This window comes from Zavarzinia aquatilis (genome assembly GCF_003173035.1).
Lineage (GTDB): Bacteria > Pseudomonadota > Alphaproteobacteria > Zavarziniales > Zavarziniaceae > Zavarzinia > Zavarzinia aquatilis.
This window is the reverse complement of record NZ_QGLE01000001.1, coordinates 448419-470872: the sequence shown is the minus strand read 5'-3', so window position 1 is coordinate 470872 and position 22454 is coordinate 448419. Positions and strand designations below refer to the sequence as shown.

Annotated in this window: 24 protein-coding genes; 9 read left to right on the top strand and 15 right to left on the bottom strand. The window is 66.5% G+C overall.

The window, feature by feature from the left end:
• Positions 1-52: 52 nt before the first annotated feature.
• Both DKG74_RS02285 and DKG74_RS02280 read right to left on the bottom strand, forming a co-directional pair.
• A complete protein-coding gene (locus DKG74_RS02285) occupies positions 53-682 on the bottom strand; it encodes a response regulator transcription factor (protein ID WP_109902157.1) in 630 nt (209 codons plus the stop codon).
• Positions 679-2700: an ATP-binding protein gene (locus DKG74_RS02280; RefSeq protein WP_207779199.1), complete on the bottom strand. Its 2022-nt coding sequence runs from the start codon at positions 2698-2700 to the stop codon at positions 679-681. Before DKG74_RS02280 ends, DKG74_RS02285 begins: the two co-directional genes overlap by 4 nt.
• Before the next feature lie 111 nt (positions 2701-2811).
• Between DKG74_RS02280 and DKG74_RS02275 the strand changes: the two genes are divergently transcribed.
• Genes DKG74_RS02275 through DKG74_RS02265 form a run of 3 tightly spaced genes read left to right on the top strand, consistent with a single transcriptional unit; the run spans position 2812 to position 5821 of the window.
• The gene (locus DKG74_RS02275; protein WP_109902155.1) at positions 2812-3813 is read left to right on the top strand and encodes a TRAP transporter substrate-binding protein; all 1002 of its coding nucleotides are present in this window, start codon (positions 2812-2814) and stop codon (positions 3811-3813) included.
• A 56-nt stretch (positions 3814-3869) separates the two neighbouring features.
• Positions 3870-4502 carry a TRAP transporter small permease gene (locus DKG74_RS02270; RefSeq protein ID WP_109902153.1) on the top strand — a complete coding sequence of 211 codons (633 nt, stop codon included), beginning with the start codon at positions 3870-3872 and terminating at the stop codon, positions 4500-4502.
• On the top strand, positions 4499-5821 hold the full coding sequence (locus DKG74_RS02265) for a TRAP transporter large permease (protein WP_109902151.1): 1323 nt from the start codon (positions 4499-4501) through the stop codon (positions 5819-5821). Before DKG74_RS02270 ends, DKG74_RS02265 begins: the two co-directional genes overlap by 4 nt.
• Positions 5822-5887: 66 nt before the next feature.
• On the opposite strand, the gene DKG74_RS02260 is transcribed toward DKG74_RS02265, so the two are convergent.
• Complete coding sequence (locus tag DKG74_RS02260) at positions 5888-7330, bottom strand: coniferyl aldehyde dehydrogenase (RefSeq protein WP_109902149.1); 1443 nt, start codon at positions 7328-7330, stop codon at positions 5888-5890.
• Between the two features lie 263 nt (positions 7331-7593).
• On the opposite strand from DKG74_RS02260, the gene phaP reads away from it, so the two are divergent.
• The 4 genes from phaP (at position 7594) to DKG74_RS02240 (ending at position 10808) form a co-directional block, all read left to right on the top strand.
• Positions 7594-8235, top strand: coding sequence for a phasin family protein (gene phaP / locus DKG74_RS02255; protein WP_109902147.1), 642 nt, complete (start codon positions 7594-7596; stop codon positions 8233-8235).
• A gap of 72 nt (positions 8236-8307) precedes the next feature.
• A complete protein-coding gene (locus DKG74_RS02250) occupies positions 8308-9108 on the top strand; it encodes a proteasome-type protease (RefSeq protein WP_109902145.1) in 801 nt (266 codons plus the stop codon).
• A 91-nt stretch (positions 9109-9199) separates the two neighbouring features.
• Complete coding sequence (locus tag DKG74_RS02245; protein WP_109902143.1) at positions 9200-10000, top strand: enoyl-CoA hydratase-related protein; 801 nt, start codon at positions 9200-9202, stop codon at positions 9998-10000.
• Between the two features lie 4 nt (positions 10001-10004).
• Complete coding sequence (locus tag DKG74_RS02240) at positions 10005-10808, top strand: enoyl-CoA hydratase/isomerase (RefSeq protein ID WP_109902141.1); 804 nt, start codon at positions 10005-10007, stop codon at positions 10806-10808.
• Between the two features lie 8 nt (positions 10809-10816).
• Here DKG74_RS02240 and tenA read toward each other — a convergent pair whose 3' ends face one another.
• The 11 genes from tenA to cysE are packed head-to-tail and all read right to left on the bottom strand — an operon-like array spanning position 10817 to position 19008.
• Positions 10817-11524, bottom strand: a complete 708-nt coding sequence (gene tenA, locus DKG74_RS02235) for a thiaminase II (RefSeq protein WP_109902139.1) — start codon at positions 11522-11524, stop codon at positions 10817-10819.
• The gene (iscX, locus tag DKG74_RS02230) at positions 11521-11715 is read right to left on the bottom strand and encodes a Fe-S cluster assembly protein IscX (protein WP_109902137.1); all 195 of its coding nucleotides are present in this window, start codon (positions 11713-11715) and stop codon (positions 11521-11523) included. The genes tenA and iscX overlap by 4 nt, the downstream gene beginning before the upstream one ends.
• A gap of 4 nt (positions 11716-11719) precedes the next feature.
• Entirely contained in the window at positions 11720-12058 is a 339-nt protein-coding gene (locus DKG74_RS02225; protein ID WP_109902135.1) for a ferredoxin family 2Fe-2S iron-sulfur cluster binding protein, read from the bottom strand.
• Positions 12059-12090: 32 nt separating this feature from the next.
• Positions 12091-13974 (bottom strand): Fe-S protein assembly chaperone HscA, encoded by a 1884-nt coding sequence (gene hscA, locus DKG74_RS02220; protein ID WP_207779198.1) that lies wholly within the window; start codon positions 13972-13974, stop codon positions 12091-12093.
• Positions 13974-14585 (bottom strand): Fe-S protein assembly co-chaperone HscB, encoded by a 612-nt coding sequence (gene hscB, locus DKG74_RS02215; RefSeq protein WP_109902131.1) that lies wholly within the window; start codon positions 14583-14585, stop codon positions 13974-13976. Before hscB ends, hscA begins: the two co-directional genes overlap by 1 nt.
• A gap of 13 nt (positions 14586-14598) precedes the next feature.
• Entirely contained in the window at positions 14599-14943 is a 345-nt protein-coding gene (locus DKG74_RS02210; RefSeq protein WP_109902129.1) for a HesB/IscA family protein, read from the bottom strand.
• Positions 14944-14955: 12 nt separating this feature from the next.
• Positions 14956-15342: a Fe-S cluster assembly scaffold IscU gene (iscU, locus tag DKG74_RS02205; RefSeq protein WP_109902127.1), complete on the bottom strand. Its 387-nt coding sequence runs from the start codon at positions 15340-15342 to the stop codon at positions 14956-14958.
• A gap of 26 nt (positions 15343-15368) precedes the next feature.
• Complete coding sequence (locus DKG74_RS02200; protein WP_109902125.1) at positions 15369-16628, bottom strand: IscS subfamily cysteine desulfurase; 1260 nt, start codon at positions 16626-16628, stop codon at positions 15369-15371.
• On the bottom strand, positions 16621-17775 hold the full coding sequence (locus tag DKG74_RS02195) for a cysteine desulfurase family protein (RefSeq protein ID WP_109902123.1): 1155 nt from the start codon (positions 17773-17775) through the stop codon (positions 16621-16623). Before DKG74_RS02195 ends, DKG74_RS02200 begins: the two co-directional genes overlap by 8 nt.
• Before the next feature lie 13 nt (positions 17776-17788).
• Positions 17789-18250 carry an Rrf2 family transcriptional regulator gene (locus DKG74_RS02190; RefSeq protein WP_109902121.1) on the bottom strand — a complete coding sequence of 154 codons (462 nt, stop codon included), beginning with the start codon at positions 18248-18250 and terminating at the stop codon, positions 17789-17791.
• A gap of 11 nt (positions 18251-18261) precedes the next feature.
• Positions 18262-19008 (bottom strand): serine O-acetyltransferase, encoded by a 747-nt coding sequence (cysE, locus tag DKG74_RS02185; protein WP_109902119.1) that lies wholly within the window; start codon positions 19006-19008, stop codon positions 18262-18264.
• A 267-nt stretch (positions 19009-19275) separates the two neighbouring features.
• Here cysE and DKG74_RS02180 point away from each other — a divergent pair, with 267 nt between their 5' ends.
• Complete coding sequence (locus tag DKG74_RS02180) at positions 19276-19920, top strand: alpha/beta hydrolase (protein ID WP_109902117.1); 645 nt, start codon at positions 19276-19278, stop codon at positions 19918-19920.
• Here DKG74_RS02180 and DKG74_RS02175 read toward each other — a convergent pair.
• Positions 19887-20993, bottom strand: a complete 1107-nt coding sequence (locus tag DKG74_RS02175; protein ID WP_109902641.1) for an anhydro-N-acetylmuramic acid kinase — start codon at positions 20991-20993, stop codon at positions 19887-19889. The two genes, DKG74_RS02180 and DKG74_RS02175, sit on opposite strands and share 34 nt — an antisense overlap.
• Positions 20994-21184: 191 nt before the next feature.
• Here DKG74_RS02175 and tyrS point away from each other — a divergent pair, with 191 nt between their 5' ends.
• Positions 21185-22426, top strand: coding sequence for a tyrosine--tRNA ligase (gene tyrS / locus DKG74_RS02170; RefSeq protein WP_109902115.1), 1242 nt, complete (start codon positions 21185-21187; stop codon positions 22424-22426).
• Positions 22427-22454 lie beyond the last annotated feature (28 nt).

Sequence of the window (22454 nt, the reverse complement as noted above, 5' to 3'; positions counted from 1 at the left end):
ATCAGCCCCGGGCAAGCCGATTGCCCGGGGTTTTTCATGTCCGGTCCCCGGGCTAGGCTTCACCCGTAAGCGGCCGCAACAAGGGGAGAACCGGCGATACCAGCCGGGCCAGATCGGCGGCATTGCCGGCGCCGAGCTTCGCCAGCACCCGGCCCCGATGCACTTCAACCGTGCGGATGGCGATGCCGAGTTCACCGGCGATCTGCTTGTTCAGCTTGCCGTCGATCATGCGCTCCATCACTTCGGCTTCCCGGGCGGACAGGCCGCGGATCTTGCGGGCGATGGCGTCCACCTCCCGCGTTTCCCCCTGGCGCTTGACGAAGCGGGCGATCGCGGCCTTGGCGAGGTCGACGATCTGATTGTCGTTGAACGGCTTCTCGACGAAGTCGAAGGCCCCGGCCTTCAGGGTGCTGACCGCGACCGGCACATCGGCGTGGCCGGTCAGGAAGATCACCGGCGCCTCGCTGCCCATCGCACGCAGGCGCTCGAACACTTCCGGGCCGGACAATCCGTGCATCCGCACATCGAGAATGATGCAGGCGCAATCGTCGAGCGGTTGCGCCTCCAGAAAGGCCTCGCCCGAGTGCCAGCCGACAGCCGTCAGCCCGCGCGAGGCGAAGAGAAAGGCAAGCGCATCGCGGATGCTTTCCTCGTCGTCGACCATGTGGATGGTCCCGGTCATTCCGCCGCCTGTTCCGACCCTTTGGCCAGCGCCGGCAGGATCACGGTGAATATTGTTCCCGCCTCCCTGCCCCGCCGGAAGGTCAGCTGCCCGCGATGCAGCTCGACGAGTGTCCGACAGATGTTCAGGCCCATGCCCATGCCGTGAGGTTTGGTCGAGGTGAAGGCGTCGAAGACGTGATCCGCCAGCGCCGGCTCGATGCCGTGACCGAGATCGGCGACCTCGATTTGCGCATCGCCCTCCGCCGTGGTGTCGAGCGTCACGCGCAGCATGTCGCCGTGGCGCCGCCCCTCGGCCATGGCCTCCATGCCATTGCGGATCAGGTTGATCAGCACCTGCTGGATCAGGATGCCGTCCGCGCGAACGGGGGGCGCGGAATGCAGCGCGGTTTCGATCGAAACGCGCAATTCCCGCGCCTCGGCGGCGAGAAAGCCGACCGTCTCGATGATGACGTCGGGCAGCGACAAGGGGTCCAGCCGGGGTTCGCGTTTCTTCACGAGATCCTGGATGCGCCGGATGATCTGCCCCGCCCGGCCCGCCTGGGCTGCCACCTTCTCGACCGCGAGGCGCATCATGACGCCATCGGTCTGGCCCTGGTCCAGCAGGTTGAGGGCACCGGTGGCATAGCCCGCGATGGCCGACAAGGGCTGGTTCAGTTCATGGGCGAGGGTCGAGGCCATTTCCCCCAGGGTGACCAGACGGCCGGTGCGAGCCATGGCCTCGTCCTGCAGGCGGGCGGCGCGGGCCGCGCGCTTCACATCGGTCATGTCGATCACCGAACCCATCCAGCCCCGATGCACGCCGCCTGCGTCGATCAGCGGCGCCTCGAAGACCTGAACGTCGATCATGGTGCCGTCACGGCGCCTGAAACCCGTCTCGAAGGCCTGCGGCCGGGCGTGACCCTGCGCGAGCGCCATCTGCCGGTCGAGGGTTTCCTGCATCCGCTCGGGCGCCCAATAGGGCATGGGCGGCAGATGTCCGACCAGGTCTTCCGCCGGCCAGTCGACCAGTTTGCAGAAGGCCGAATTGACATAGAGAATGCGCCCCTCGTGATCCTTGGCCCGCAGCCCGACGGTCAGGCTTTCCTCCATCGAGTGGCGGAAGGCGATCTCGCCCTGCAGCAGCTTCTCCGCCCGCCGCCGCCGCCGCGCGCTGCGCTGGAGCGTGAGCAGGGCGAAAATGGCGAAAAGCGCCAGGCTGGCGATCACCGCGATCAGCAGCGTATCGAGGAAACCCGCCGGCCGCTTGTAGGGCGTGATGGTCAGCACGGTTCCGCGCAAAGGCGGATCGAAGGCGATGGAATGGCTGGGCGCGGTGGCATCGAGCGCGCGGCGTGCGCGCACCGCCAGGGCGTTGCCGCCGGTGTCGGCGAGGCGGACGCCATATTGTTCGGCAATCCACCACGGGATATGCCGCTCGAGGAGGAGCGGCAGCGAGATGGTCGCCGTCACTACGCCGCCGCCCGCGATGGCCAGCCCCAGGGTCACCGTATCGCCCGCGATGTCGCCATAAATGGGCCGCGATACGATCTTGCCACTGCGCAGGATCAGTTGCGGCAGGGCCGCGTCCTCCGGGTCGGGCAGGCCGGGAACGGCGCGGATCACCTTTCCCCCGGCATCGTACCAGACGATGGACAGCACTTCCGGGTTGGACGCGATGTGCAGTCGCTCCCGCGCCTCCAGGATATCGGGCGAGCCACCGCCAGCGGCATCAAGCGCGAGGCGCGCCAGCATATCCTCGTCGACGGAGAGCTGAAAGCGCAGGGTCTGCTCGACCCAGAGCGCGTCGGTGGCGAGCTTGGTGCGCAGCTGCTCCGCCTCGCCCCGGTCCACGACCCAGACGAAGGCCCCGATCAGGGCAACGAGCGCGAGAATGGCGGCGAGCGGCACCAGCGACAGAAGGTCGACCCGGCTGGTCGTCCATCCGTCCTGGATCACCCACGGGCTTTCGCTCCTGGTTTTATCCTTGCCGTCCCGCGGCACTGCTGCCCCCCCGACCGTGCCCAGACCCATGGTCATCGCCGGGTTGCCCCCGGTCCATTGCGGTAACCCACAATAGCGACGCCTTTCCGGACGTGGCAAGCAGACAGCCTAACCGCGCGGAAACGCGGATCAACCGGAGGAAACACGATGCTGAACCGTCGCCAATTCGCCAAACTCGCCGGCACGGCCGCCCTCGCCGCGGCGGCGCCCCTGCCCGCCTTCGCCGCCCCCATCGTCATCAAGTTCAGCCATGTGGTGGCGCCCGATACGCCGAAGGGCAAGGGCGCGCAGAAGTTCAAGGAACTGGCCGAGAAATACACGAACGGCGCCGTCGTCGTCGAAGTCTATCCCAACAGCCAGCTCTACAAGGACAAGGAAGAGCTGGAGGCCCTGCAGCTCGGCGCGGTCCACATGCTGGCGCCGTCGCTGGCCAAGTTCGGCCCGCTCGGCGTCCAGGAATTCGAGCTGTTCGACCTGCCCTATCTGATGCAGAGCTACGACGACCTGCGCAAGATCACCGATGGCGATGTCGGCAAGATGCTGCTGGGCAAGCTGGAAGCCAAGGGCATCAAGGGCCTCGCCTATTGGGACAATGGCTTCAAGGTCATGTCCGCCAATTCTCCGCTGCGCACGCCCGACGATTTCCTTGGCCTGAAGATGCGCATCCAGTCGTCGAAGATCCTCGAGGCGCAGATGCAGGCGCTGGGCGCCGTGCCGCAGGTCATGGCCTTCTCGGAAGTCTATCAGGCGCTGCAGACCGGCGTCGTCGACGGCACCGAGAACCCGCCGTCCAACATGTATACCCAGAAGATGCACGAGGTGCAGAAACACGCCTCGCTGTCGAACCATGGCTATCTCGGCTATGCCGTCATCGTGAACAAGGCGTTCTGGGAAGGGCTGGACCCGGCGGTCCGCGAACAGCTCGACAAGGCGCTGGCGGAATCGACGGTCTTCGCCAATTCGATCGCCAAGGAAGAAAACGAGAAATCGCTGGCCGCGATGAAGGTGGCGGGGACGACGGAGTTCCACGAGCTGACCGCCGAGGAAAAAGCGGCCTGGATCGAGGTGCTGACCCCCGTGCACGAGAAGATGTCGGGCCGCATCGGCGCCGACCTGATCAAGCAGGCCTACGCCGCCCTCGGCCGCTGAGGCACCGCCGCAACCCCGGGGGCGCGTCACGCGCCCCCTTCCCTTCGAGGTTCGCCATGATCCTGCGCATCCTCGACCGGTTCGAAGAGGTGATCATCTCGGTGCTGATGGCGGTCGCCGTCGCGCTGATCTTCGTCGCGGTCGTCCATCGCTTCTCGCTCGGCTTCGCCGCCGACCTGGTCTCCTTCGCCCGTCGCAACGACATGCCGGACCTGGCCGACGCCGCCCGCGCGACCTTCAAGACCATCAATCTCCTCAAGCTGACCTGGGCGCAGGAAGCCTGCATCTATCTCTTCGTCTGGATGGCCAAATTCGGCGCCGCCTATGGCGTCCGCGCCGGCATCCACGTCGGGGTCGACATCCTGGTCGAGCGGCTGTCGCCCGCGCGGCGCCGGCCGGTCACCATCATCGCCATGTCGGGCGGCGTGATCTTCACCGCCCTCGTCACCTGGATCGGCGCCGATTTCGTCTGGCATGTCGCGGCCGGCGGCCAGACCTCGCCCGATCTCGAAATGCCGATGTGGATCGTCTATCTCGCGGTGCCGCTCGGCTCGGCACTGATGTGCCTGCGCTTCTTCCAGGCGCTGAAGGCCTATGTCACTACGGGTTACATCGCCCATCACGACCACAGCGCGGTCGACGGCCTCGACGACGAGCCGGCGGCGCAGCCGAACGGGGGCCGCGCATGACCGCGATCATCGTCTTCATCATTCTCGCCCTGCTGCTGATCACGGGGATGCCCGTGTCCATCGCGCTCGGGCTCACGGTCTTCACCTTTCTCTTCGCCTTCACCAATGTCCCGATGGATTCGATCGCCCTGAAGCTGTTCACGGGCATCGAGAAATTCGAGATCATGGCGATCCCCTTCTTCATCCTCGCCGGCAATTTCCTCACGCACGGCGGCGTCGCGCGGCGGATGATCCGTTTCGCGACCTCGATGGTGGGCCATTGGTACGGCGGCATGGGCCTCGCCGCGGTCCTCGCCTGCGCCCTCTTCGCCGCGATATCCGGTTCGTCGCCCGCGACGGTGATGGCGGTCGGCTCGATCCTGATCCCCGCCATGGTCAAGCAGGGTTATCCGGCGCAGTTCGGTGTCGGCTCGGTCGCGACGGCGGGCGGTCTCGGCATCCTGATCCCGCCCTCCATCGTCATGGTCATGTATTCGGTCGCGACCTCGGGCATGGTGGTCACCGGGCCGGACGGCGTTCAGGTGCTCTCCGCCTCCATCGGCTCGCTCTTCATCGCGGGCGTGGTGCCCGGTCTGATGCTGGCGGCCATGCTGGGCGGCACCACCATGTACCGCGCCTGGAAGAGCGGCTATCCGCGCATGGCGCGGGCAAGCTGGCGCGAGCGGCTCAAGGCCTTCCGCGAGAGCGTCTGGGGCCTGATGCTGATCGTCATCATCATGGGCGGCATCTATGGCGGCATCTTCACCCCGACCGAGGCGGCGGCGGTCTCGGCGGTCTATGCCTTCGTCATCGCGACCTGGGTCTACAAGGACATCAAGCTGCGCGACGTGCCGAAGGTGCTGCTGTCGTCGGCGGCGATGTCGGCCATGCTGCTCTACATCATCACCAACGCGGTGATGTTCGCCTTCGTCCTGACCTCGGAACAGATCCCGCAGGCCCTGTCGGAATGGCTGGTCGGCCTCGGCCTCGGCCAGGTCGGTTTCCTGCTCGCGGTCAACCTGATCCTGCTCGTCATCGGCATGGTGATGGAGCCTTCGGCCATCGTCCTCATCATGGCGCCCATCCTTTATCCGGTCGCGGTGAAACTGGGCGTCGATCCCGTGCATTTCGGCATCATGATGGTGGTCAACATGGAGATCGGCCTGATCACGCCCCCGGTCGGGCTCAACCTCTATGTCGCTTCGTCCATATCCCGCCTGGGGTTGACCGAGGTGACCAAGGCGACCTGGCCCTGGCTGCTGACCGTGCTGGCCTTCCTCGCGATCATCACCTATGTGCCCGATATCGTCCTGTTCCTGCCCCGCCTGATGGGTCTGTGATCCCCGCAAACGACAACGCCCCGGCCGCGAGGCCGGGGCGTTTCCGTTTCGCCTAAGGCCGACGGATCACTTCAGCATGAAGCCCATCAGCTTCTCGATCCGGGGGCCGAAAGGCGGCCGCATCATCGAGAGCAGGTTGAACTTCGACTGGTGCATGACCGCCTTCTTGTGGCTGAAGGTCAGGAAGCCGTCGCGGCCATGGTACGAGCCCATGCCCGACGGGCCGACGCCGCCGAACGGCAGGTCTTCCTGGGCGACATGCATCACGGTCTCGTTGACGCAGGCCCCGCCCGAGGTCGTCCGGCTCAGCACCTTGTCCTGCACCGCCTTGTCGTCGGAGAAGACATAGAGCGCGAGCGGCCGGCCGTGGTCGTTCACATAGTCGATCGCCTCGTCGATCTGGCGATAGGTCTTGATCGGCATCAGCGGGCCGAAGATCTCGTCCTGCATCACCTTCATGTCCTCGGTCGCGTCGAGGATCAGGGTCGGCGGGATCTTGTGGCTCGGTTGCTGCTCGAAATTCTCGTTGCCCGGATTGACTTCGACCACCTTGGCGCCCTTGGCCTTGGCGTCGGCGATCAGGCCGCGCAGGCGGTCGTAGTGGCGCTGGTTCACGACCGAGGTGTAGTCGTCATTGTCCTTCAGGGTGGGATAGGACTTGGCGACCTGCTTCGACAGGAGATCGACGAACTGCTCCCGCTTCTCCTCGGGAACGAAGACATAGTCGGGGGCAACGCAGGTCTGGCCGGCGTTCAGGAACTTGCCCTGCACGATGCTGCCCACCGCCGCCTCCATGCGGGCGCCGCGGTCGACGATGGTCGGCGACTTGCCGCCGAGCTCGAGCGTGACCGGCACGAGGTTCTCCGCCGCCGCGCGCATGACATGGCGCCCGACCGAGGTCGCGCCGGTAAAGAACAGGTGGTCGTAGGGCAGCTTGGAGAATGCCTCACCCACGTCCGGCCCGCCGGTGATCACCGAAACCTCGAGGTCGGAGAAGGCCGCGCCCAGCACCTTGGCCATCAGGTCCGAGGTGCGCGGGGTGAATTCCGACGGCTTCAGCATCACCCGGTTGCCGGCGGCGAAGGCCGCGGCCATTGGCCCGAAGGCGAGCTGGATCGGATAGTTCCACGGCGAGATGATGCCGATGACGCCGAGCGGCTGGAAGATGATGCGGTTGGAGGCCGGGAAGTAGTTGATCGAGGTCGGCCGCTTTTCCGGCTGCATCCATTTGGCGAGATGCTTCGACATATGCTTGATGCCTTCGGCGGTCACGACGAAGTCGGTCAGCATGGTCTCGTGCTTCGAGCGATGGCCGAAGTCGGCCGAGACGGCATCGAGGAACGCGTCCTTGTTGTCGAGCAGGGCCTTCTTCAGGCGCGCCAGGCGATCCCGGCGCAGGGCGACCGAGGGCGGCCCCATCTTCAGGAAATCCTTGCGCTGCCGGTCCAGCGTGGTGCGCAGGGCCGCGGCGACGCCGCCGACTTCGATTCTCGCTTCCGCAGTGCTCATGTTTCCTCTCCCCGGGCCGTAAGGCCTCTTTCATCCGATAATTTGTCAGACTATGCGCGCAAGCGCGGCACCGCGCAATATTTTCACCCCGACTGCAATATGACGGATTTTTTGTGCAGTGCGAAAAAATCCCCGTTGACGTCCTGCACGTGAAAGCATATCTACGCTTCATGTTGCGTCGCACCATTATGCAACCGTGCGGCGGCAGGTAACCGCGTAGCCAAACCCCCTATTCATCCGACTATCCGAACAGGAGAGTTAAAATGGCCACCAAGAAGAAGACCGCCGCCGGTGACGTTGCTGGCGATGTCATGGAGACTGTCGTGGAATCCGTCGAAACCGTCGAAGAAGCCACCCAGAAGGCCGGTGAAGCGGTCGAGACCGCGATCGACAACGCCGGCAGCCAGCTCGAGAAGGCCATTGCCTGGAGCCGCGAGCAGGTGACCGAAGTCTCGGCCAAGGTCGAGGAAAACACCAAGAAGGCCGTTGCCGAGGTGAAGGACAACTTCGCGAAGGCGACCGACTGGAGCCGCAGCCGCTACCAGACCCTGAAGACCAATGCGACCGAAGCCGCCGAATTCGGCAAGGCCTCCGTCGCCGACGTCGTCGCTTCGGGCAAGGCCGCGGCCGAGGGCCTGAAGTCGGTCGGCGAAGCGGTCGTCGAGGCCGTGAAGGTCGCGACCGAAGAGAATGTCGACACCGCCAAGAAGCTGTGGGCCGTGAAGTCCATCGGCGAGGCCGTCGATCTGCAGGACAAGTACACCAAGACCGCGATCGACCTCTATCTGGCCCACAGCCAGAAGATCGCCGAGACCACCGCTTCGGCGGTCCGCGCCGCGATCGAGCCGCTGCACGCCCGCTTCGCCGCCCTCGCGGCCGAAGTCGAGAAGCGCCGCGTCGCTTAATCTTCCGGCGATTGCATGTTATAGGGGCGGCCTCGTGCCGCCCCTTTTCTTTGTCTGCCGGATACACGCTCCATGACCTATGCCGTCGGCCTGCTTCTCGACGCCGGAATCGTCTTCGCCTCGGATACCCGCACCAATGCCGGGGTCGATCATGTCTCGACCTTCAAGAAGATGACGGTCTTCGAGGTCCCGGGCGAGCGGGTGATCGTGCTCATGGGCTCGGGCAATCTCGCCATCACCCAGTCGGTGGTCAGCCAGCTGCACGCCTGGAACCAGGCCGTGCCGAAGACCGGCGCCGCCCGCGCCCGCGCCAACCGCGCGATCAGCCGGGCCGGCAGCATGTTCGAGGCGGCACGCATCGTCGGCGCGGCCCTGCGCGAGGTTCATGCGCTCGACGGTGAATATCTCCAGGCCCATGGCACCGACTTCAACGCCATGTTCATCCTCGGCGGTCAGATCGGCGAGGAGAAACCGCGCCTGTTCCAGATCTATGCCGCCGGCAATTTCATCGAGGCGGGCAAGGACACGCCCTACTTCCAGATCGGCGAGACGAAATACGGCAAACCGATCATCGACCGCATCGTCCGCCCGGATACTTCGCTGACGGTCGCGGCGAAATGCACCCTGATCTCCTTCGATTCGACCATGCGCTCCAATGTTTCGGTCGCCATGCCGCTCGACGTGCTGATCTACGAGAAGGGCAGCCTGAAGGTCGGCCATTACCGCCGCATCCCGCGCAACGATCCCTATATGACGGCCCTCTCCGACGGTTGGTCCAAGGGCATCCTCGCGGCTTTCGAGGCCCTGCCCGATCCGGACTGGCCGGTCGATTCTCCCGAGTCCCGGCCGAAGCCCAGACGCCGCAAGGCCTGATTGCCGTCGCGTCCTCCTCGGTCAAAGTGAACGGGGTTCACAAGCCCTGTTCCGCGGTCATAATCTCCCCATTCCGCGCGGGGAGGACATAATGACTTACGAAACCATCCTGTTCGAGCAGGAGGGCGGTGTCGCGCGCATCACCCTCAACCGCCCGGACGTGCTCAATGCCCTGAACTTCCCGATGTATCGGGAAATATCCGATGCCTTCGACCGTATCGCCGCCGATCCGTCAGTGCGCGCGGTGTTGCTGACCGGCACCGGCCGGGCTTTCTGTTCGGGCGCAGATCTGTCGCGCAGTTTCACCATCCCCGATGGTGGCACCATCGGCGATGGCGTCGCCGAGGCGATGCACCGCCTGATCAATCCGATGGTGGCACGCATCGCCGCGCTGAAAAAGCCGGTGATCGGCGCGATCAATGGTGCGACGGCCGGCGGTGGCGTCGGCGTCGCCCTCGCCTGCGATATCGTCATCGCGGCCAAGTCCGCCTATTTCGTGCAGGTCTTCGGGCCGAACCTCGGCATCGTGCCCGATATCGGCTGCACCTGGATGGTGCCGCGCCTGGTCGGCCGCGCCCGCGCGCTCGGCCTTGCCCTGACCGGCGAGCGGCTGACGGCGGAAAAGGCCGCCGACTGGGGCCTGATCTGGTGCGCGGTCGAGGATGCCGAGCTGATGGCCACGGCGGAGGCCATGGCGCAGAAGCTGGCGACGGGCCCGACCACGGGTTTCGGCCTGATCAAGAATGCGATCACGGCGTCGGAGCATAATGGTTTCGAGGCGCAGCTGGCGCTGGAAGCCGAATCCCAGCGCCGCGCCTTCAATACCCATGACACGCCGGAAGGCATCGCCGCCTTCCTGCAGAAGCGCAAACCCGTGTTCACCGGAGCCTGAGCCGATGACAAGTGCCTTTACCAGAATTCTCGTCGACGTCGATGGCGACGGCGTGATGACTCTGACCCTGAACCAGCCGGAGGCGCTGAACGCCGTCTCCAAGGTCATGATCCGCGAGATCGGCGCCGCCCTGTCCCGGGCCGAGGATCCGGCCGGCGGTGTCCGCGCCCTGCTGATCACCGGCGCCGGCCGGGGCTTCTGCGCCGGGGCCAATCTCGCCGATCCCGACGGCCTCTCCAACGAGGGCGTGCCCGACGTCGGTCTGGTGCTCGAGGAATATTACAATCCGGTGTTCAAGCGCCTGCGTGACCTGCGCGTGCCCATCGTCACGGCGGTCAACGGCCCCGCCGCCGGTGTCGGCATGAGCTTCGCCCTGATGGGCGACATCGTTGTCGCCGGCAAATCGGCCAGCTTCCTGCAGGCTTTCGCCAAGATCGGCCTCGTGCCCGACGGCGGCTCGTCCTGGCTGTTGCCGCGCCTCGTCGGCCGGGCCCGGGCGATGGAACTCGCCATGATGGCCGAGAAACTGCCGGCGGAAAAAGCCCTCGACTGGGGCCTGATCAACCGCGTGGTCGAGGATGGCGAGCTGATGGCGACGGCGACGGAACTCGCCCGCAAATTCGCCAAGGGCCCCACCCGCGCCCTCGGCTTCATCCGCAAGATGATGCAGGCCAGCCTCGAGGCCAGCTACGACCAGCAGCTCGATCTCGAACGGCAATTGCAGCGCGCCGCCGGCCAGACCGCCGACTTCCAGGAAGGCGTCGCCGCCTTCCTGCAGAAGCGCCCGGCCCAGTTCACCGGCAAGTAACGAGGGGGTCAGCGCCCGAACAGGCGCGACCAGAAACCGGGCGCGGCGGGCTTTCCAGCCCGCCAGCCCATCTCCCAGAAGGCGGCTTCCAGCCGGCAGCTTTCGGCGAAGGTGCGAATGAGGGACGGCATCCGCGCCTCGGTCGCCCGCACCGCGGCGAGGCGGTCAAGTTCGGCAATGGCCTCGTCGGCGACGGCGCCATAGTCCTTGCCGGCATACATTTCGATCCAGGGCAGGTAGCGATTGTCCTCGCCCCGGAAATCGGGCCGTTCGGTGATGGCGACCGCGATGTCGCGGTAGCCGATAACGCAGGGGCTCAACGCGACCTTGAGGTCGAGCACGTCGCCCGCCAGCCCGCGGTCGAGGACATAGCGGGTATAGGCCATGCACTCGGGCGCTTCCGGCGCCTGTTCCATCTCCTCGGCGGAGATGCCCCAGGCTTTGCAGAATTCGACATGCAGGCCCATCTCGTGATTGATCAGGGCATCGAGCGTCGCCGCCGCCGAGCGCATCCCGGCGAGGTCATCGGCCTTGACCACGGCGAGGGCATAGGCGCGAGCGAAATGGATCAGGAACAGATAGTCCTGCACCAGATAGTGGCGGAAGGCCGCCTCGGGCAGGGTGCCGCGGGCGAGCCCGTCGACGAAGGGATGACCGACATAGGCCTGCCAGTCCGCCGCCGCGCCATCGCGCAGGCGGTCGAACAAACGGCTCACGCCCGCTCCTCGATCCAGGCGGCCTGAATGGCTTCGAGGATCTTCTCGTTGGAGCGGTCGGGATGATCGGCGAAACCGGGCAGCGCCAGCACCCACTTGTGCAGGTCGGTGAAGCGCAGGTTCACGACATCGGCTTCCGGGTGAAGCTCTTCCAGCCCGGCGGCAATATCGTAAACATCGGTCCAGCGCATGGACTTACTTGTCCACCATCATGTTGCGGGTGGCGGCCGGCAGGCTGACGATCAGGCCGTCGAGCTCTTCCGACATGATGATCTGGCAGCCGAGGCGCGAGGTATGGGTCAGGCCGAAGGCGAGGTCGAGCATGTCTTCCTCTTCCTCGGTCGCCTCGGGCAGGGTGGCGTAGAATTCCGGGTCGATCACGACATGGCAGGTCGAACAGGCCAGCGAGCCTTCGCAGGCGCCTTCGAGGTCGATCTTGTTGCGGTGGGCGATTTCCAGCACCGACAGGCCAAGCGGGGCGTCAACCTCGGTCCTGGTCTTGCCGTCGGGGCTCACGAAAATCATCTTGGGCATGGAAACTCTCTCCAGAAATCTGATCGGGAGGCTTAGCCCGCCTGCAAGCGGGATTCAAGCCGGCTGACGTCGACGCCGGACAGCGCGCGCCTGATGTTGCGGTCCATGCGGCGCTCGGCGAAAGGCCGACCCGCCGCTTCCAGGGCTTCGGTCGCCGCCACCACCGCCTCGCGGTCGTCGCCAGTCATCGCCGTCTCCAGCGCCGATTTCGCGCCCTCGATCGCCGCCCGCTCTTCGGCGGAAAGCAGGTCGCCGTCAACCGCCAGCGCCGCGTCGAGGGCAAGGATCAGGCGACGGCCGTCCACCCGCGCTTCCGCCAGCAGGCGAGTGACGACATCGGCCCGCGCGTTTTCCAGCGAGGCACGCAACATGCCGGTCATCTCGTCGTCGGTCAGGCCGTAGGTCGGCTTCACCTCGACCCGCGCCTCGACGCCGGTCAGGGCCTCGCGGGCGGAAACGGTCAGCAACCCGTCGGCATCGACGGTGAAGGTGACGCGGATGCGCGCGGCGCCCGCGACCATGGCCGGAATGCCGGCGAGGACGAAGCGGGCGAGCGAGCGGTTCTGCTCGACCATCTCGCGCTCGCCTTGCACGACGTGGATCGCCATCGCCGTCTGGCCATCCTGATAGGTGGTGAAATCCTGCGCCCGGCTGACCGGGATCGGCGTATTGCGCGGGATCACCTTCTCGATCAAGCCGCCCATGGTCTCCAGCCCGAGGGACAGCGGCACGACATCGAGCAGCAGCGTGTCGGAGCCGATGGTCAGCGCCTCCGCCTGAAGCGCGGCGCCCAGCGCCACCACTTCGTCCGGGTCGATATCCGACAAAGGCTCCCGCCCGAACAGCGCGGTCACTTCCGCGCGCACCAGCGGCACCCGCGTGGAGCCGCCGACGAGGACGACACCCGAAAGCTCGCCCGGGCCGACACCGGCATCCTGCAACACCGCCTTCGCCGCGGCGATGGTGCGGGCGACCAGCGGCGCGATCAGGGCATCGAAGCCGGCGCGGGTCACCGTGTGGCGGGTGGCGCGGCTGCCGAATTCGAGGTCGAGGGTTGTCGTGTCGGCCTCGGTCAGGGCTTCCTTGGCCCGTCGCGCGGCGGCGAGCACGGGTTTCACGTCGCCGGCCGCGATGCCGCCGCCCCGCTCCTGTATCAGCTGTTCGGCGAGGGCGCGGTCGAAATCGTCACCGCCGAGGGCAGCATCGCCGCCAGTGGCGAGAACCTGGAACACGCCCTTTTCCAGCTTCAGCAAAGAGACGTCGAAGGTGCCGCCGCCGAGGTCGTAAATGGCATAGAGGCCTTCCGCCCCCTGATCGAGCCCATAGGCGAGCGCGGCCGCCGTCGGCTCGTTCACGAGGCGCAGCACCTCGATTCCGGCGAGACGCGCGGCATCCCGCGTCGCGGTGCGCGCGGCATCGTCGAAATAGGCGGGCACGGTGATCACCGCCTGATCGACGGTCTTGCCCAGCACCAGTTCGGCGCGCTGGCGCAGGGTGCGCAGAATTTCGCCCGAAACCTCGACCGGCGAGACGATGCGCCCGCCGACATCGAGGCGGACCATGCCGCCCTGCCCGTCGTCCCGGATCTTCTGCGCCAGATGGCCGCCGACACTGGCGACATCGCCGGTGCCCCGGCCCATCAGGCGCTTCACGCTGGCGACGACGAGTTCCGGCTCCTGTTCGAGGATGCGGGTGGCGACCCGGCCGACCACCGGTTCGTCATCGCCTTCGAGATAGGCGACGACCGAGGGCACGATGCCGTCGCCGAGGGCATCGCGCAGGATTTCCGGCCGGCCGTTCACCGAGACGGCGACCAGCGAATTGGTGGTGCCGAGGTCGATGCCCACCGCCGCCCGGTCCGAATCCCCGGCGTGCGGCAGCGGGGTTTCCCCCGGTTCATAGATATCGAGAAGCATCAGGGCACCGCGATCCGGGGGGCGGCCTTGCGGCGCAGCTCGGCCCCGAGTTTCGAGAGATAGGACAGGCGCAGCGCCTGATGGGTCGCGCCGTCAAGGTCGTGACCGGCGAAGGCGCGGGACAGCGCCCCTTCGACCGCCGTCAGTTCACCATCCAGCTTCGCCTTCAGGGCGGGCAGATCATGGGGCGCCGCATCTTCCAGCGCCTCCCGCCATTCCATCGCTTCCATGAGCAGTTCGGGATCGGCGATGGTCTTGCCATCGTCGCCCGGCAGCGGCCGGCCTTCGATCTCGAGGAGGTAACGGGCGCGCGGCAGGGGCTCGCGCAGCGTCTCGTAAGCCTCGTTGATCAGCGTGGCGTGCTGGAGGGAGAAGGTTTTTTCCTTGGCGCCCCGACCGGCGAAACGGTCGGGATGGAAGCGGCGCTGGGCGGCGAAATAGGCGCGCTCCAGTGCCTGGCCATCAATGGCGAAATCCCGGCTGAGGCCGAGGCGGGCAAAATGGTCGAGCTGGCCGGGCGGCTGCAGGCTCTTGCAGCCGCCGCAGATGGCGTCCTCGATCTGTCCCCCGCAGGAATTGCAGGAGACCGGTGCTGTGATCTCGACGCCCATCAAACGTGACCCATCAGACGTGAAAGGACTCGCCGCAGCCGCAGCGGGCCTTTTCGTTCGGATTGATGAAGACGAAACCCGATTTCATCTTGTCGGTCTCGAAATCCATCTTGGTGCCGATCAGGAACATCACCGCCTTGGGATCGACCAGGATGGTCACGCCCTTGTCCTGGACCACCTCGTCGTATTTGCCCTTCTCGTCGGCATATTCGAGCGTGTATTGCATGCCCGAACAGCCGGCGGTGCGAACACCGATGCGCACACCCGCGGAAGGCTTGCCGCGCTTGTCCAGCAATTCCTTCACCCGGGTTGCCGCCGGATCGGTCAGTTCCATGATCTGACGCGCGGGGGCCGCCATGATCCCTACTCCTTACGACTGGCCGTGCTTGGCCTTGTAATCGGCAATCGCCGCCTTGATCGCATCTTCGGCCAGCACAGAGCAATGAATCTTCACCGGCGGCAGCGCCAGATGCTGGGCGATGTCGGTGTTCTTGATCGTCGCCGCTTCGTCGAGGCTCTTGCCCTTCACCCATTCGGTGACGAGGCTGGACGAGGCGATGGCCGAGCCGCAGCCGAAGGTCTTGAACTTCGCGTCCTCGATCAGCCCCTCGGGCGAGACCTTGATCTGCAGCTTCATCACGTCGCCGCAGGCCGGCGCGCCGACGAGGCCGGTGCCCACGCTGTCGTCGCCCTTGTCGAAGGAGCCGACGTTGCGGGGATTCTCGTAGTGGTCGACGAGCTTTTCGCTATAGGCCATGGCTGTAACTCCTTGTTTCTCGCCGCTCAGTGGTCGGCCCACTGGATCGACTTGATGTCGATGCCTTCCTGGACCATTTCCCACAGCGGGCTCATTTCACGCAGCTTGCTGACGCGGCCGATGATCGTCTCCGCGGCATAGTCGATCTCGGCTTCCGTGGTGAAGCGCCCGAAGCCGAAGCGGATCGAGGTATGGGCCAGCTCCTCCTCGACACCGAGGGCGCGCAGCACATAGGACGGCTCAAGCGAGGCCGAGGTGCAGGCGGACCCGGACGAGACCGCTAGGTCCTTGATGCCCATGATCAGGCTCTCGCCCTCGACATAGGCGAAGGAGAGATTGAGGTTGCCGGGGATGCGCTGGGTCTCGTCGCCGTTCAGGAAGACGTCCGGCAGCTTCGCCTTCACCTTGTCGTAGAAACGATGCGCCAGGGCATCGAGACGCACCGCCTCGGCCGCCATTTCCTCGCGGGCGATGCGGCAGGCCTCGCCGATGCCGACGCAGAGCGCGGGCGACAGGGTGCCGGAGCGCATCCCCCGCTCCTGCCCGCCGCCATTCATCTGGGCGACCAGGCGGACGCGCGGCTTGCGCCGGACATAGAGCGCACCGATGCCCTTCGGCCCGTAGATCTTGTGGCCCGAGATCGACATCAGGTCGATCCCCATGGCGCCAACGTCGAGCGGGATCTTGCCGACGGCCTGGGCGCAATCGGTGTGGAACAGCGCGCCCTTCTCGTGAGCGATCTTCGCAATCTCGGCAATGGGCTGGATGACGCCGATCTCGTTGTTCACGGCCATGACCGAGACCAGCACGGTCTTGTCGGTGACGGCGGCGCGCAGCTCGTCGAGGTCGATCAGGCCGTTCTGCTTCACCGGCAGATAGGTGACCTTGAAGCCTTCCTGTTCCAGGTGGCGGCAGGTGTCGAGCACGCATTTATGCTCGGTCACCACGGTCACGATCTCGTTTCGGCGGTCCTTGTTGAACAGGGCAGCGCCCTTGATCGCGAGATTGTTCGATTCCGTCGCGCCCGAGGTGAAGATGATCTCGCGCGGGTCGGCGTTGATCAGCTTGGCGACCTGTTCGCGCGCAGCCTCGACCGCCTCTTCCGCGTCCCAGCCATAGGAATGGCTGCGGCTGTGAGGATTGCCGAACTTGCCGGTGAAATAGGGCATCATGGCGTCGAGCACCCGGGGGTCGAGCGGGGTCGTCGCCTGGTAGTCCAGATAGATCGGCAACTGGATGTTCGGACGGACTTCGCCGCCGATCTGATCGCTGTTCCCGTCAGCCATGATGCGTTTCCTTTTCACCGCGCAGGCCCCGCGCCTTCAGCGCCCGGCCTGCAAATTCCATGTAAGCATTGAGGAAGCGTTCGACATCGGCCGCTTCCGAATTCCAACCCAGACTGACGCGAATGGCGGATCGCGCCGTCTCCTCATCTTCGCCCATGGCGATCAGCACCGGGCTCGGCCGGACCTTGCCTGAGGAACAGGCCGCCCCCGCGCCGATCGAGACACCGGCGAGGTCGAGCGCCATCACCTGGGTCTCGGCCTTGACGCCGGAAAGGCCGATGCAGCTCGTGTTGTCCACCCGCGCCGCCCCCGCGCCGAAAACCCGCGTGCCCGGCACATGGGCCAGCACTTCCCGCTCCAGCCGGTCGCGCAAGGGGCCGAGGTCGCGGCGCCGCTCCGCCTTGGCGGCCGCGCCGAAGCCGGCGATGCCCGCCAGATTCTCGGTCCCCGGCCGCCGGCCGTATTCCTGCCCGCCGCCAAGGGCGAGCGGCACAAGGTCGATCCCCGCCCGTTTCACCAGCGCGCCGACCCCGGCCGGCCCGCCGATCTTGTGAGCCGACAGGCTCATCATGTCGACATCGAGGGTGGGGAAATCGACCAAAGTCTTGCCGAAAGCCTGCACGGCATCGGTATGAACCAGGGCGCCATGGCGCCGCGCGACGCGCGCGACCTCGGCGACCGGCTGGATCACCCCGGTCTCGTTGTTCGCCAGCATGACCGAGACCAGCGCCGGCCCCTGCCCTTCGCCCAGCAGCCGGTCGAGTTCGGCAAGGTCGACGATACCGTCGCGGTCGACCGGAAGCACGGTCACCGGCACGCCGGCACCACCCGCCGCCGCGCGGACCGAGTCATGCTCGATACCAGAAACCAGCAGGCGCGCGGCATGGCCGCCACGGACGGCACCGGGCAGGGCAAGGTTGTTCGCCTCGGTCCCGCCACCGGTGAAGATCACTTCCGAACTCTCGGCCCCGCATTGGGCGGCGACGGCTTCCCGCGCCTCCTCGATCGCGCGGCGGGCAAGACGCCCGGCCCGGTGCACCGAGGACGGATTGCCGCCGATGGCGAGGGCCGCGACCATGGCCTCGACCGCCGCGGGGCGGATCGGCGCCCCGGCGTTATGGTCGAGATAGGTCGAGACCGCGTTCATGCCGTTATCCCCTTCAGGCCACGCGGCCGACGGCGTCGCGGGCCACGCCCGGCGCGCCCAGCACCCGGCGCGCGACGACATCGGCGAGCGAGACGCTGGAGAGATAGAGATGGATCTGATGGCTCAGTTCTTCCCACAGGTCGTGGGTGGCGCAGCGGCTGCGGTTGCCCCGGCAGCCGACCGAGGTGCCGAGCTGGCAGCGCGTCGCGGTGATCGGTTCGTCGACGGCGAGGACGATGTCGGCGATACGGGTCTCGCCCGCCGCGCGGCCGAGGACATAGCCGCCGCCCGGCCCGCGCACGCTCTTCACGATGCCGCCGCGGCGCAGCTTGCCGAACAGCTGTTCGAGATAGGACAGGGAGATTTCCTGGCGCTCGGCGATATCGGCGAGGGAGACCGGCTTGCCGTCCTCGGTATGGGCGGCGAGATCGACCATGGCCATCACGGCGTAACGCCCGCGGGTGGACAGTTTCATGACCCGGTTCCTCAGTGATTGCCGGCGCCGGCGGGGCGCGGCCCTTCGACCACTTCCCCCCGCACCTCGGCGACACCGCCGAGCCGGGCTTCCAGTTCCGAGACGCGGGCCGACAGGGCCTGCACTCGGGCGACCAGGCTTTCGATTTCCTCTTCCGTCGGGTCGGGCATCCGCCCGGCCATCGTGCCGTAGGCGCAGAAGTCCAGCGCCCGGTCGACAAGGCGGGGCGCGCCCGCGGCCTTGGCCGGGATGCCGACGACCGTGGTGCCCGAAGCGACATCGGCGACGACGACGGCATTGGCGCCGACGCGCGCCCCCGCCTCGACCGTGATCGGCCCCAGGATCTGGGCGCCGGAGCCGACGATGACGCCGTCCCGCAAGGTGGGATGACGCTTCACCCCGACCTGCGCCCGCGAATTCACCGACGGCAGCAAGCCGCCCAGGGTGACGTCGTGATAGAGCGTGACATCGTCGCCGATCTCGGCCGTCTCGCCGATGACGACACCAAGGCCATGGTCGATGAACAGGCGCTTGCCGATGGTGGCGCCGGGGTGGATTTCGATGCCCGTGAACAGGCGCGCGACATAGGACAGCCAGCGCGAGGTCAGGCGCCAGTCCCGCAGCCACAACCAGTGCGAGATTCGGTGCAACGTGATCGCATGGAAGCTCGGATAGGACATGAGCACTTCGACCCGCGACCGGGCGGCCGGGTCGCGGGCGATGTAGCTGTCGATTTCGTCCTTCAGGCGCGCGAACATTTCGGCATTCCTTGGGATCTGCGTCGCCACCGGGCGCCGCGAGTCGAGATTCCTTGCATCGGCGAAAGCCGGCCGTGTATAAACCCGCCCCGCCACGCATTTTGGCGACGGGTATTTCAATGCCCGACCGCCGAGGTCAGATTTAGGTTGTCCGACTGAAACAGTCAAGTATATGCGACGGCAAGGCGGCCATGTCCCGCGGGTCTGGCCTGTGCAAAGCACGAGCGGTTGACTATTTTGGTCGGATATCGTGTCAAGGGGACCGGGATGCCTGAAATCATTTTCAATGGCCCGGCCGGGCGACTCGAAGGCCGCTATCACCATGCCGGCACGGGGGCGCCGATCGCCCTCGTCCTGCATCCGCATCCGCAGTTCGGCGGCACGATGAACAACAAGGTTGTCTACAACCTGTTTCATACGTTCGTGAACCGCGGCTTCTCGGTGATGCGCTTCAATTTCCGCGGCGTCGGGCGCAGCCAGGGCGGGTTCGACAATGGCGCGGGCGAATTGTCCGATGCCGCGTCGGCGCTCGACTGGATGCAGACCTATAATCCGTCGGCCGCGGAATGCTGGGTCGGCGGCTTTTCCTTCGGCGCCTGGATCGGGATGCAGCTCCTGATGCGGCGGCCGGAAATCAACGGCTTCATCTCGATCTCGCCGCCCGCCAGCAAGTACGACTTCACCTTCCTCGCCCCCTGCCCGTCCGACGGTCTGATCGTCCAGGGCACCGAGGATCAGGTGGTCGCCGAACCCGAGGTCGCGAAACTCGCCACCCGCCTGTCGAACCAGCGCGGTATCAAGGTGAAATACGAGACCATCAAGGGCGCCGGCCACTTCTTTGAAGAGCAGATGGACGAACTGAACCGCAGCGTCGGCGCCTATCTCGACATGCGGCTCGGCCGAAACAGCTGACCGCCGGTCAGCGGCCGGGGCACGCCCGTCGTCCCCGGCACGCTGAGCGGCAGACCCTTCAGACTGCGCAGCGCGAGAAAGGCGAAGGCCTCGGCCTCCAGGCTGTCGCCGCGCCAGCCCATGGCCTCGACCGGCAGGACCGGCAGGCCCAGGCGCCGTTTCAGCATCGCCATCAGGGTGGGATTGAGCCGCCCGCCCCCCGTCACCAGCACGCGAGACACCGGCGCGGGAAACTGCGCGAAGGCCGCCGCCACCGTCTCTGCGGTAAAGGCGGTCAGGGTCGCCGCGCCGTCGGCGGTGGACAGGCCGCGCACGGCCGATAACGTGAAATCATCCCGGTCGAGGGATTTCGGCGCCGGCAGGTCGAAATAGGGGTGATCCATCAAGGCCGCCAGCACGTCGCCATGCACCCGGCCGGCGGCGGCCAGCGCGCCGTCCCGGTCGATGGGCACGCCCGTGTGCTGAAGCGCCCAGTCGTCGATCAGGGCATTGCCTGGCCCGGTGTCGAAGGCGACCGGCTCCGCCTCGCCATCGAGCCAGGTGACATTGCCGACCCCGCCGAGATTGAGCACGGCGACAGGCTGTCCCTGCGCCGCCGACGAGAGCAGAAGCGCCCGGTGATAGAGCGGCACGAGGGGGGCGCCCTGCCCGCCCGCCTCGACATCGGCGAGGCGCATCTGGCCGATGACCGGGATGGCGAATGCGTCGGCCAACGCTTGCGCGTCGCCGATCTGCCAGGTCAGGCGCTCGGCCGGGCGGTGCAACACGGTCTGGCCGTGAAAGCCGATCAACTCGATGCCCGTCTCCCCGCTCGTCGCCAGGAAATGGTGGATGGCGAGGCGGTGGGCCTCGGTGATGCGCGCTGCTGCGTCTTCGACCGCGGCCGGCACCGGATCGCCCCGACGCCAGCCCGCCGCCTGCCGGCTCGCCTCACGACAGGCGGCACGGGTCGCGGGCAGGTGGGGCACCGTCAGGGCCGGGCCGAAGGCAGTCACGCGCAGGCCATCGCTCTCGATCACCGCGAGGTCGATGCCATCGAGCGAGGTTCCGCTCATCAGTCCAAGCGCCTTCATCGTCGCTTCCACTCTCTCGTCGTCCCGGCGCAGGCCGGAACCTTTCACAGGACAAGGCGCCTTATCGTCACGAGATCCCGGCCTGCGCCGGGATGACGAGCCTGAACATCGGCCATTTCGCGCGTGTCGGACGATTCAACGGCCGCGGCCGATTGTAGCCGGGACCGCCTTCATGCTACATCCCCCGCACCATGACGAGCGTGAAATCCGATTTCCTGCGGCTCCTGACGGAACGCCGCTACATCCACCAGTGCACCGACCTCGAGGGGCTCGACGCCCTCGCCGCGGAAAAGGCGCCCTTTGCCGCCTATATCGGCTTCGATGCGACCGCGCCCTCGCTGCATGTCGGCTCCCTCGTCCAGATCATGATGCTGCGCCGGCTGCAGCAGGCCGGGCACAAGCCCATCGTCCTGATGGGCGGCGGCACCACGCGGATCGGCGATCCCTCGTTCCGCGACGAATCCCGTCCGCTGCTCGACGATGCGCGGATCAACGCCAATCTCGCCGGCATCAAGCGGGTGTTCTCGAAGTTCCTGACCTTCGGCGACGGCCCGACCGACGCCGTCATGGTCAACAACGACGACTGGCTGTCCGGCCTCAACTACATCGCCTTCCTGCGCGATTACGGCCGGCACTTCTCGGTCAACCGGATGCTGTCGCAGGACAGCGTGAAGATCCGCCTCGACCGCGAGCAGAACCTGTCGTTCCTCGAATTCAACTACATGATCCTGCAGGCCTATGACTTCGTCGAACTGGCGAAGACCTATGGCGTCCGCCTCCAGATGGGCGGCTCGGATCAATGGGGCAACATCATCCAGGGCGTCGAACTGGGCCGGAAAGCCGCCGACCTCCAGCTCTATGGCCTGACTTCGCCGCTGATCACCACGGCGTCCGGCGCCAAGATGGGCAAGACGGCGAATGGCGCCGTCTGGCTGAATGAGGATGCCCGCAGCCCCTACGACTACTGGCAGTTCTGGCGCAACACCGAAGACGGCGACGTCGGCAAGTTCCTGCGCCTGTTCACCGAACTGCCGGAAGCCGAGGTCGCCCGCCTCGAAGCCCTGCAGGGTGCCGAGCTGAACGACGCCAAGAAGATCCTGGCGACCGCGGCGACCACCCTCGCCCATGGTCAGGACGCCGCCGAGGCCGCGGCCGAGACCGCGCGCAAGACCTTCGAGGAAGGCGCCGCCGCCGACACGCTGCCCAAGGTCGCGGTCGAGGTCGGCGCCGGTGTCCCGGTCTACGAACTGCTGGTCAAGGCCGGCATGGCCGCCTCCAACGGTGAAGCCCGTCGCCTGATCAAGGGCAATGGCGTCCGTCTCGACGATGTCGCGGTGACCGACGAATTCGCCAAGGTGACGACGCTCGGCAGCACGGGCACGGTCAAGCTCTCGGCCGGCAAGAAACGCCACGCCCTGATCGTCGCCGGCTGAGCCGGCGATCTACCGGCGTCGGCAGGGG

What these genes read in the sequence shown, in the direction of transcription:
- iscX (WP_109902137.1), bottom strand. Translation starts at nt 11,715, where the DNA reads ATGCGCTGGACCGATGTTTACGATATTGCCGCCGGGCTGGAAGAGCTT.
- iscU (WP_109902127.1), bottom strand. Translation starts at nt 15,342, where the DNA reads ATGGCCTATAGCGAAAAGCTCGTCGACCACTACGAGAATCCCCGCAAC.
- DKG74_RS02175 (WP_109902641.1), bottom strand. Translation starts at nt 20,993, where the DNA reads ATGAAGGCGCTTGGACTGATGAGCGGAACCTCGCTCGATGGCATCGAC.
- DKG74_RS02275 (WP_109902155.1), top strand. Translation starts at nt 2,812, where the DNA reads ATGCTGAACCGTCGCCAATTCGCCAAACTCGCCGGCACGGCCGCCCTC.
- DKG74_RS02195 (WP_109902123.1), bottom strand. Translation starts at nt 17,775, where the DNA reads ATGAACGCGGTCTCGACCTATCTCGACCATAACGCCGGGGCGCCGATC.
- DKG74_RS02245 (WP_109902143.1), top strand. Translation starts at nt 9,200, where the DNA reads ATGACTTACGAAACCATCCTGTTCGAGCAGGAGGGCGGTGTCGCGCGC.
- DKG74_RS02260 (WP_109902149.1), bottom strand. Translation starts at nt 7,330, where the DNA reads ATGAGCACTGCGGAAGCGAGAATCGAAGTCGGCGGCGTCGCCGCGGCC.
- DKG74_RS02270 (WP_109902153.1), top strand. Translation starts at nt 3,870, where the DNA reads ATGATCCTGCGCATCCTCGACCGGTTCGAAGAGGTGATCATCTCGGTG.
- DKG74_RS02240 (WP_109902141.1), top strand. Translation starts at nt 10,005, where the DNA reads ATGACAAGTGCCTTTACCAGAATTCTCGTCGACGTCGATGGCGACGGC.
- DKG74_RS02280 (WP_207779199.1), bottom strand. Translation starts at nt 2,700, where the DNA reads ATGACCATGGGTCTGGGCACGGTCGGGGGGGCAGCAGTGCCGCGGGAC.
- tyrS (WP_109902115.1), top strand. Translation starts at nt 21,185, where the DNA reads ATGACGAGCGTGAAATCCGATTTCCTGCGGCTCCTGACGGAACGCCGC.
- DKG74_RS02250 (WP_109902145.1), top strand. Translation starts at nt 8,308, where the DNA reads ATGACCTATGCCGTCGGCCTGCTTCTCGACGCCGGAATCGTCTTCGCC.
- DKG74_RS02180 (WP_109902117.1), top strand. Translation starts at nt 19,276, where the DNA reads ATGCCTGAAATCATTTTCAATGGCCCGGCCGGGCGACTCGAAGGCCGC.
- cysE (WP_109902119.1), bottom strand. Translation starts at nt 19,008, where the DNA reads ATGTTCGCGCGCCTGAAGGACGAAATCGACAGCTACATCGCCCGCGAC.
- DKG74_RS02200 (WP_109902125.1), bottom strand. Translation starts at nt 16,628, where the DNA reads ATGGCTGACGGGAACAGCGATCAGATCGGCGGCGAAGTCCGTCCGAAC.
- DKG74_RS02190 (WP_109902121.1), bottom strand. Translation starts at nt 18,250, where the DNA reads ATGAAACTGTCCACCCGCGGGCGTTACGCCGTGATGGCCATGGTCGAT.
- hscA (WP_207779198.1), bottom strand. Translation starts at nt 13,974, where the DNA reads ATGCTTCTCGATATCTATGAACCGGGGGAAACCCCGCTGCCGCACGCC.
- phaP (WP_109902147.1), top strand. Translation starts at nt 7,594, where the DNA reads ATGGCCACCAAGAAGAAGACCGCCGCCGGTGACGTTGCTGGCGATGTC.
- DKG74_RS02265 (WP_109902151.1), top strand. Translation starts at nt 4,499, where the DNA reads ATGACCGCGATCATCGTCTTCATCATTCTCGCCCTGCTGCTGATCACG.
- hscB (WP_109902131.1), bottom strand. Translation starts at nt 14,585, where the DNA reads ATGGGCGTCGAGATCACAGCACCGGTCTCCTGCAATTCCTGCGGGGGA.
- DKG74_RS02210 (WP_109902129.1), bottom strand. Translation starts at nt 14,943, where the DNA reads ATGGCGGCCCCCGCGCGTCAGATCATGGAACTGACCGATCCGGCGGCA.
- DKG74_RS02225 (WP_109902135.1), bottom strand. Translation starts at nt 12,058, where the DNA reads ATGCCCAAGATGATTTTCGTGAGCCCCGACGGCAAGACCAGGACCGAG.
- DKG74_RS02285 (WP_109902157.1), bottom strand. Translation starts at nt 682, where the DNA reads ATGACCGGGACCATCCACATGGTCGACGACGAGGAAAGCATCCGCGAT.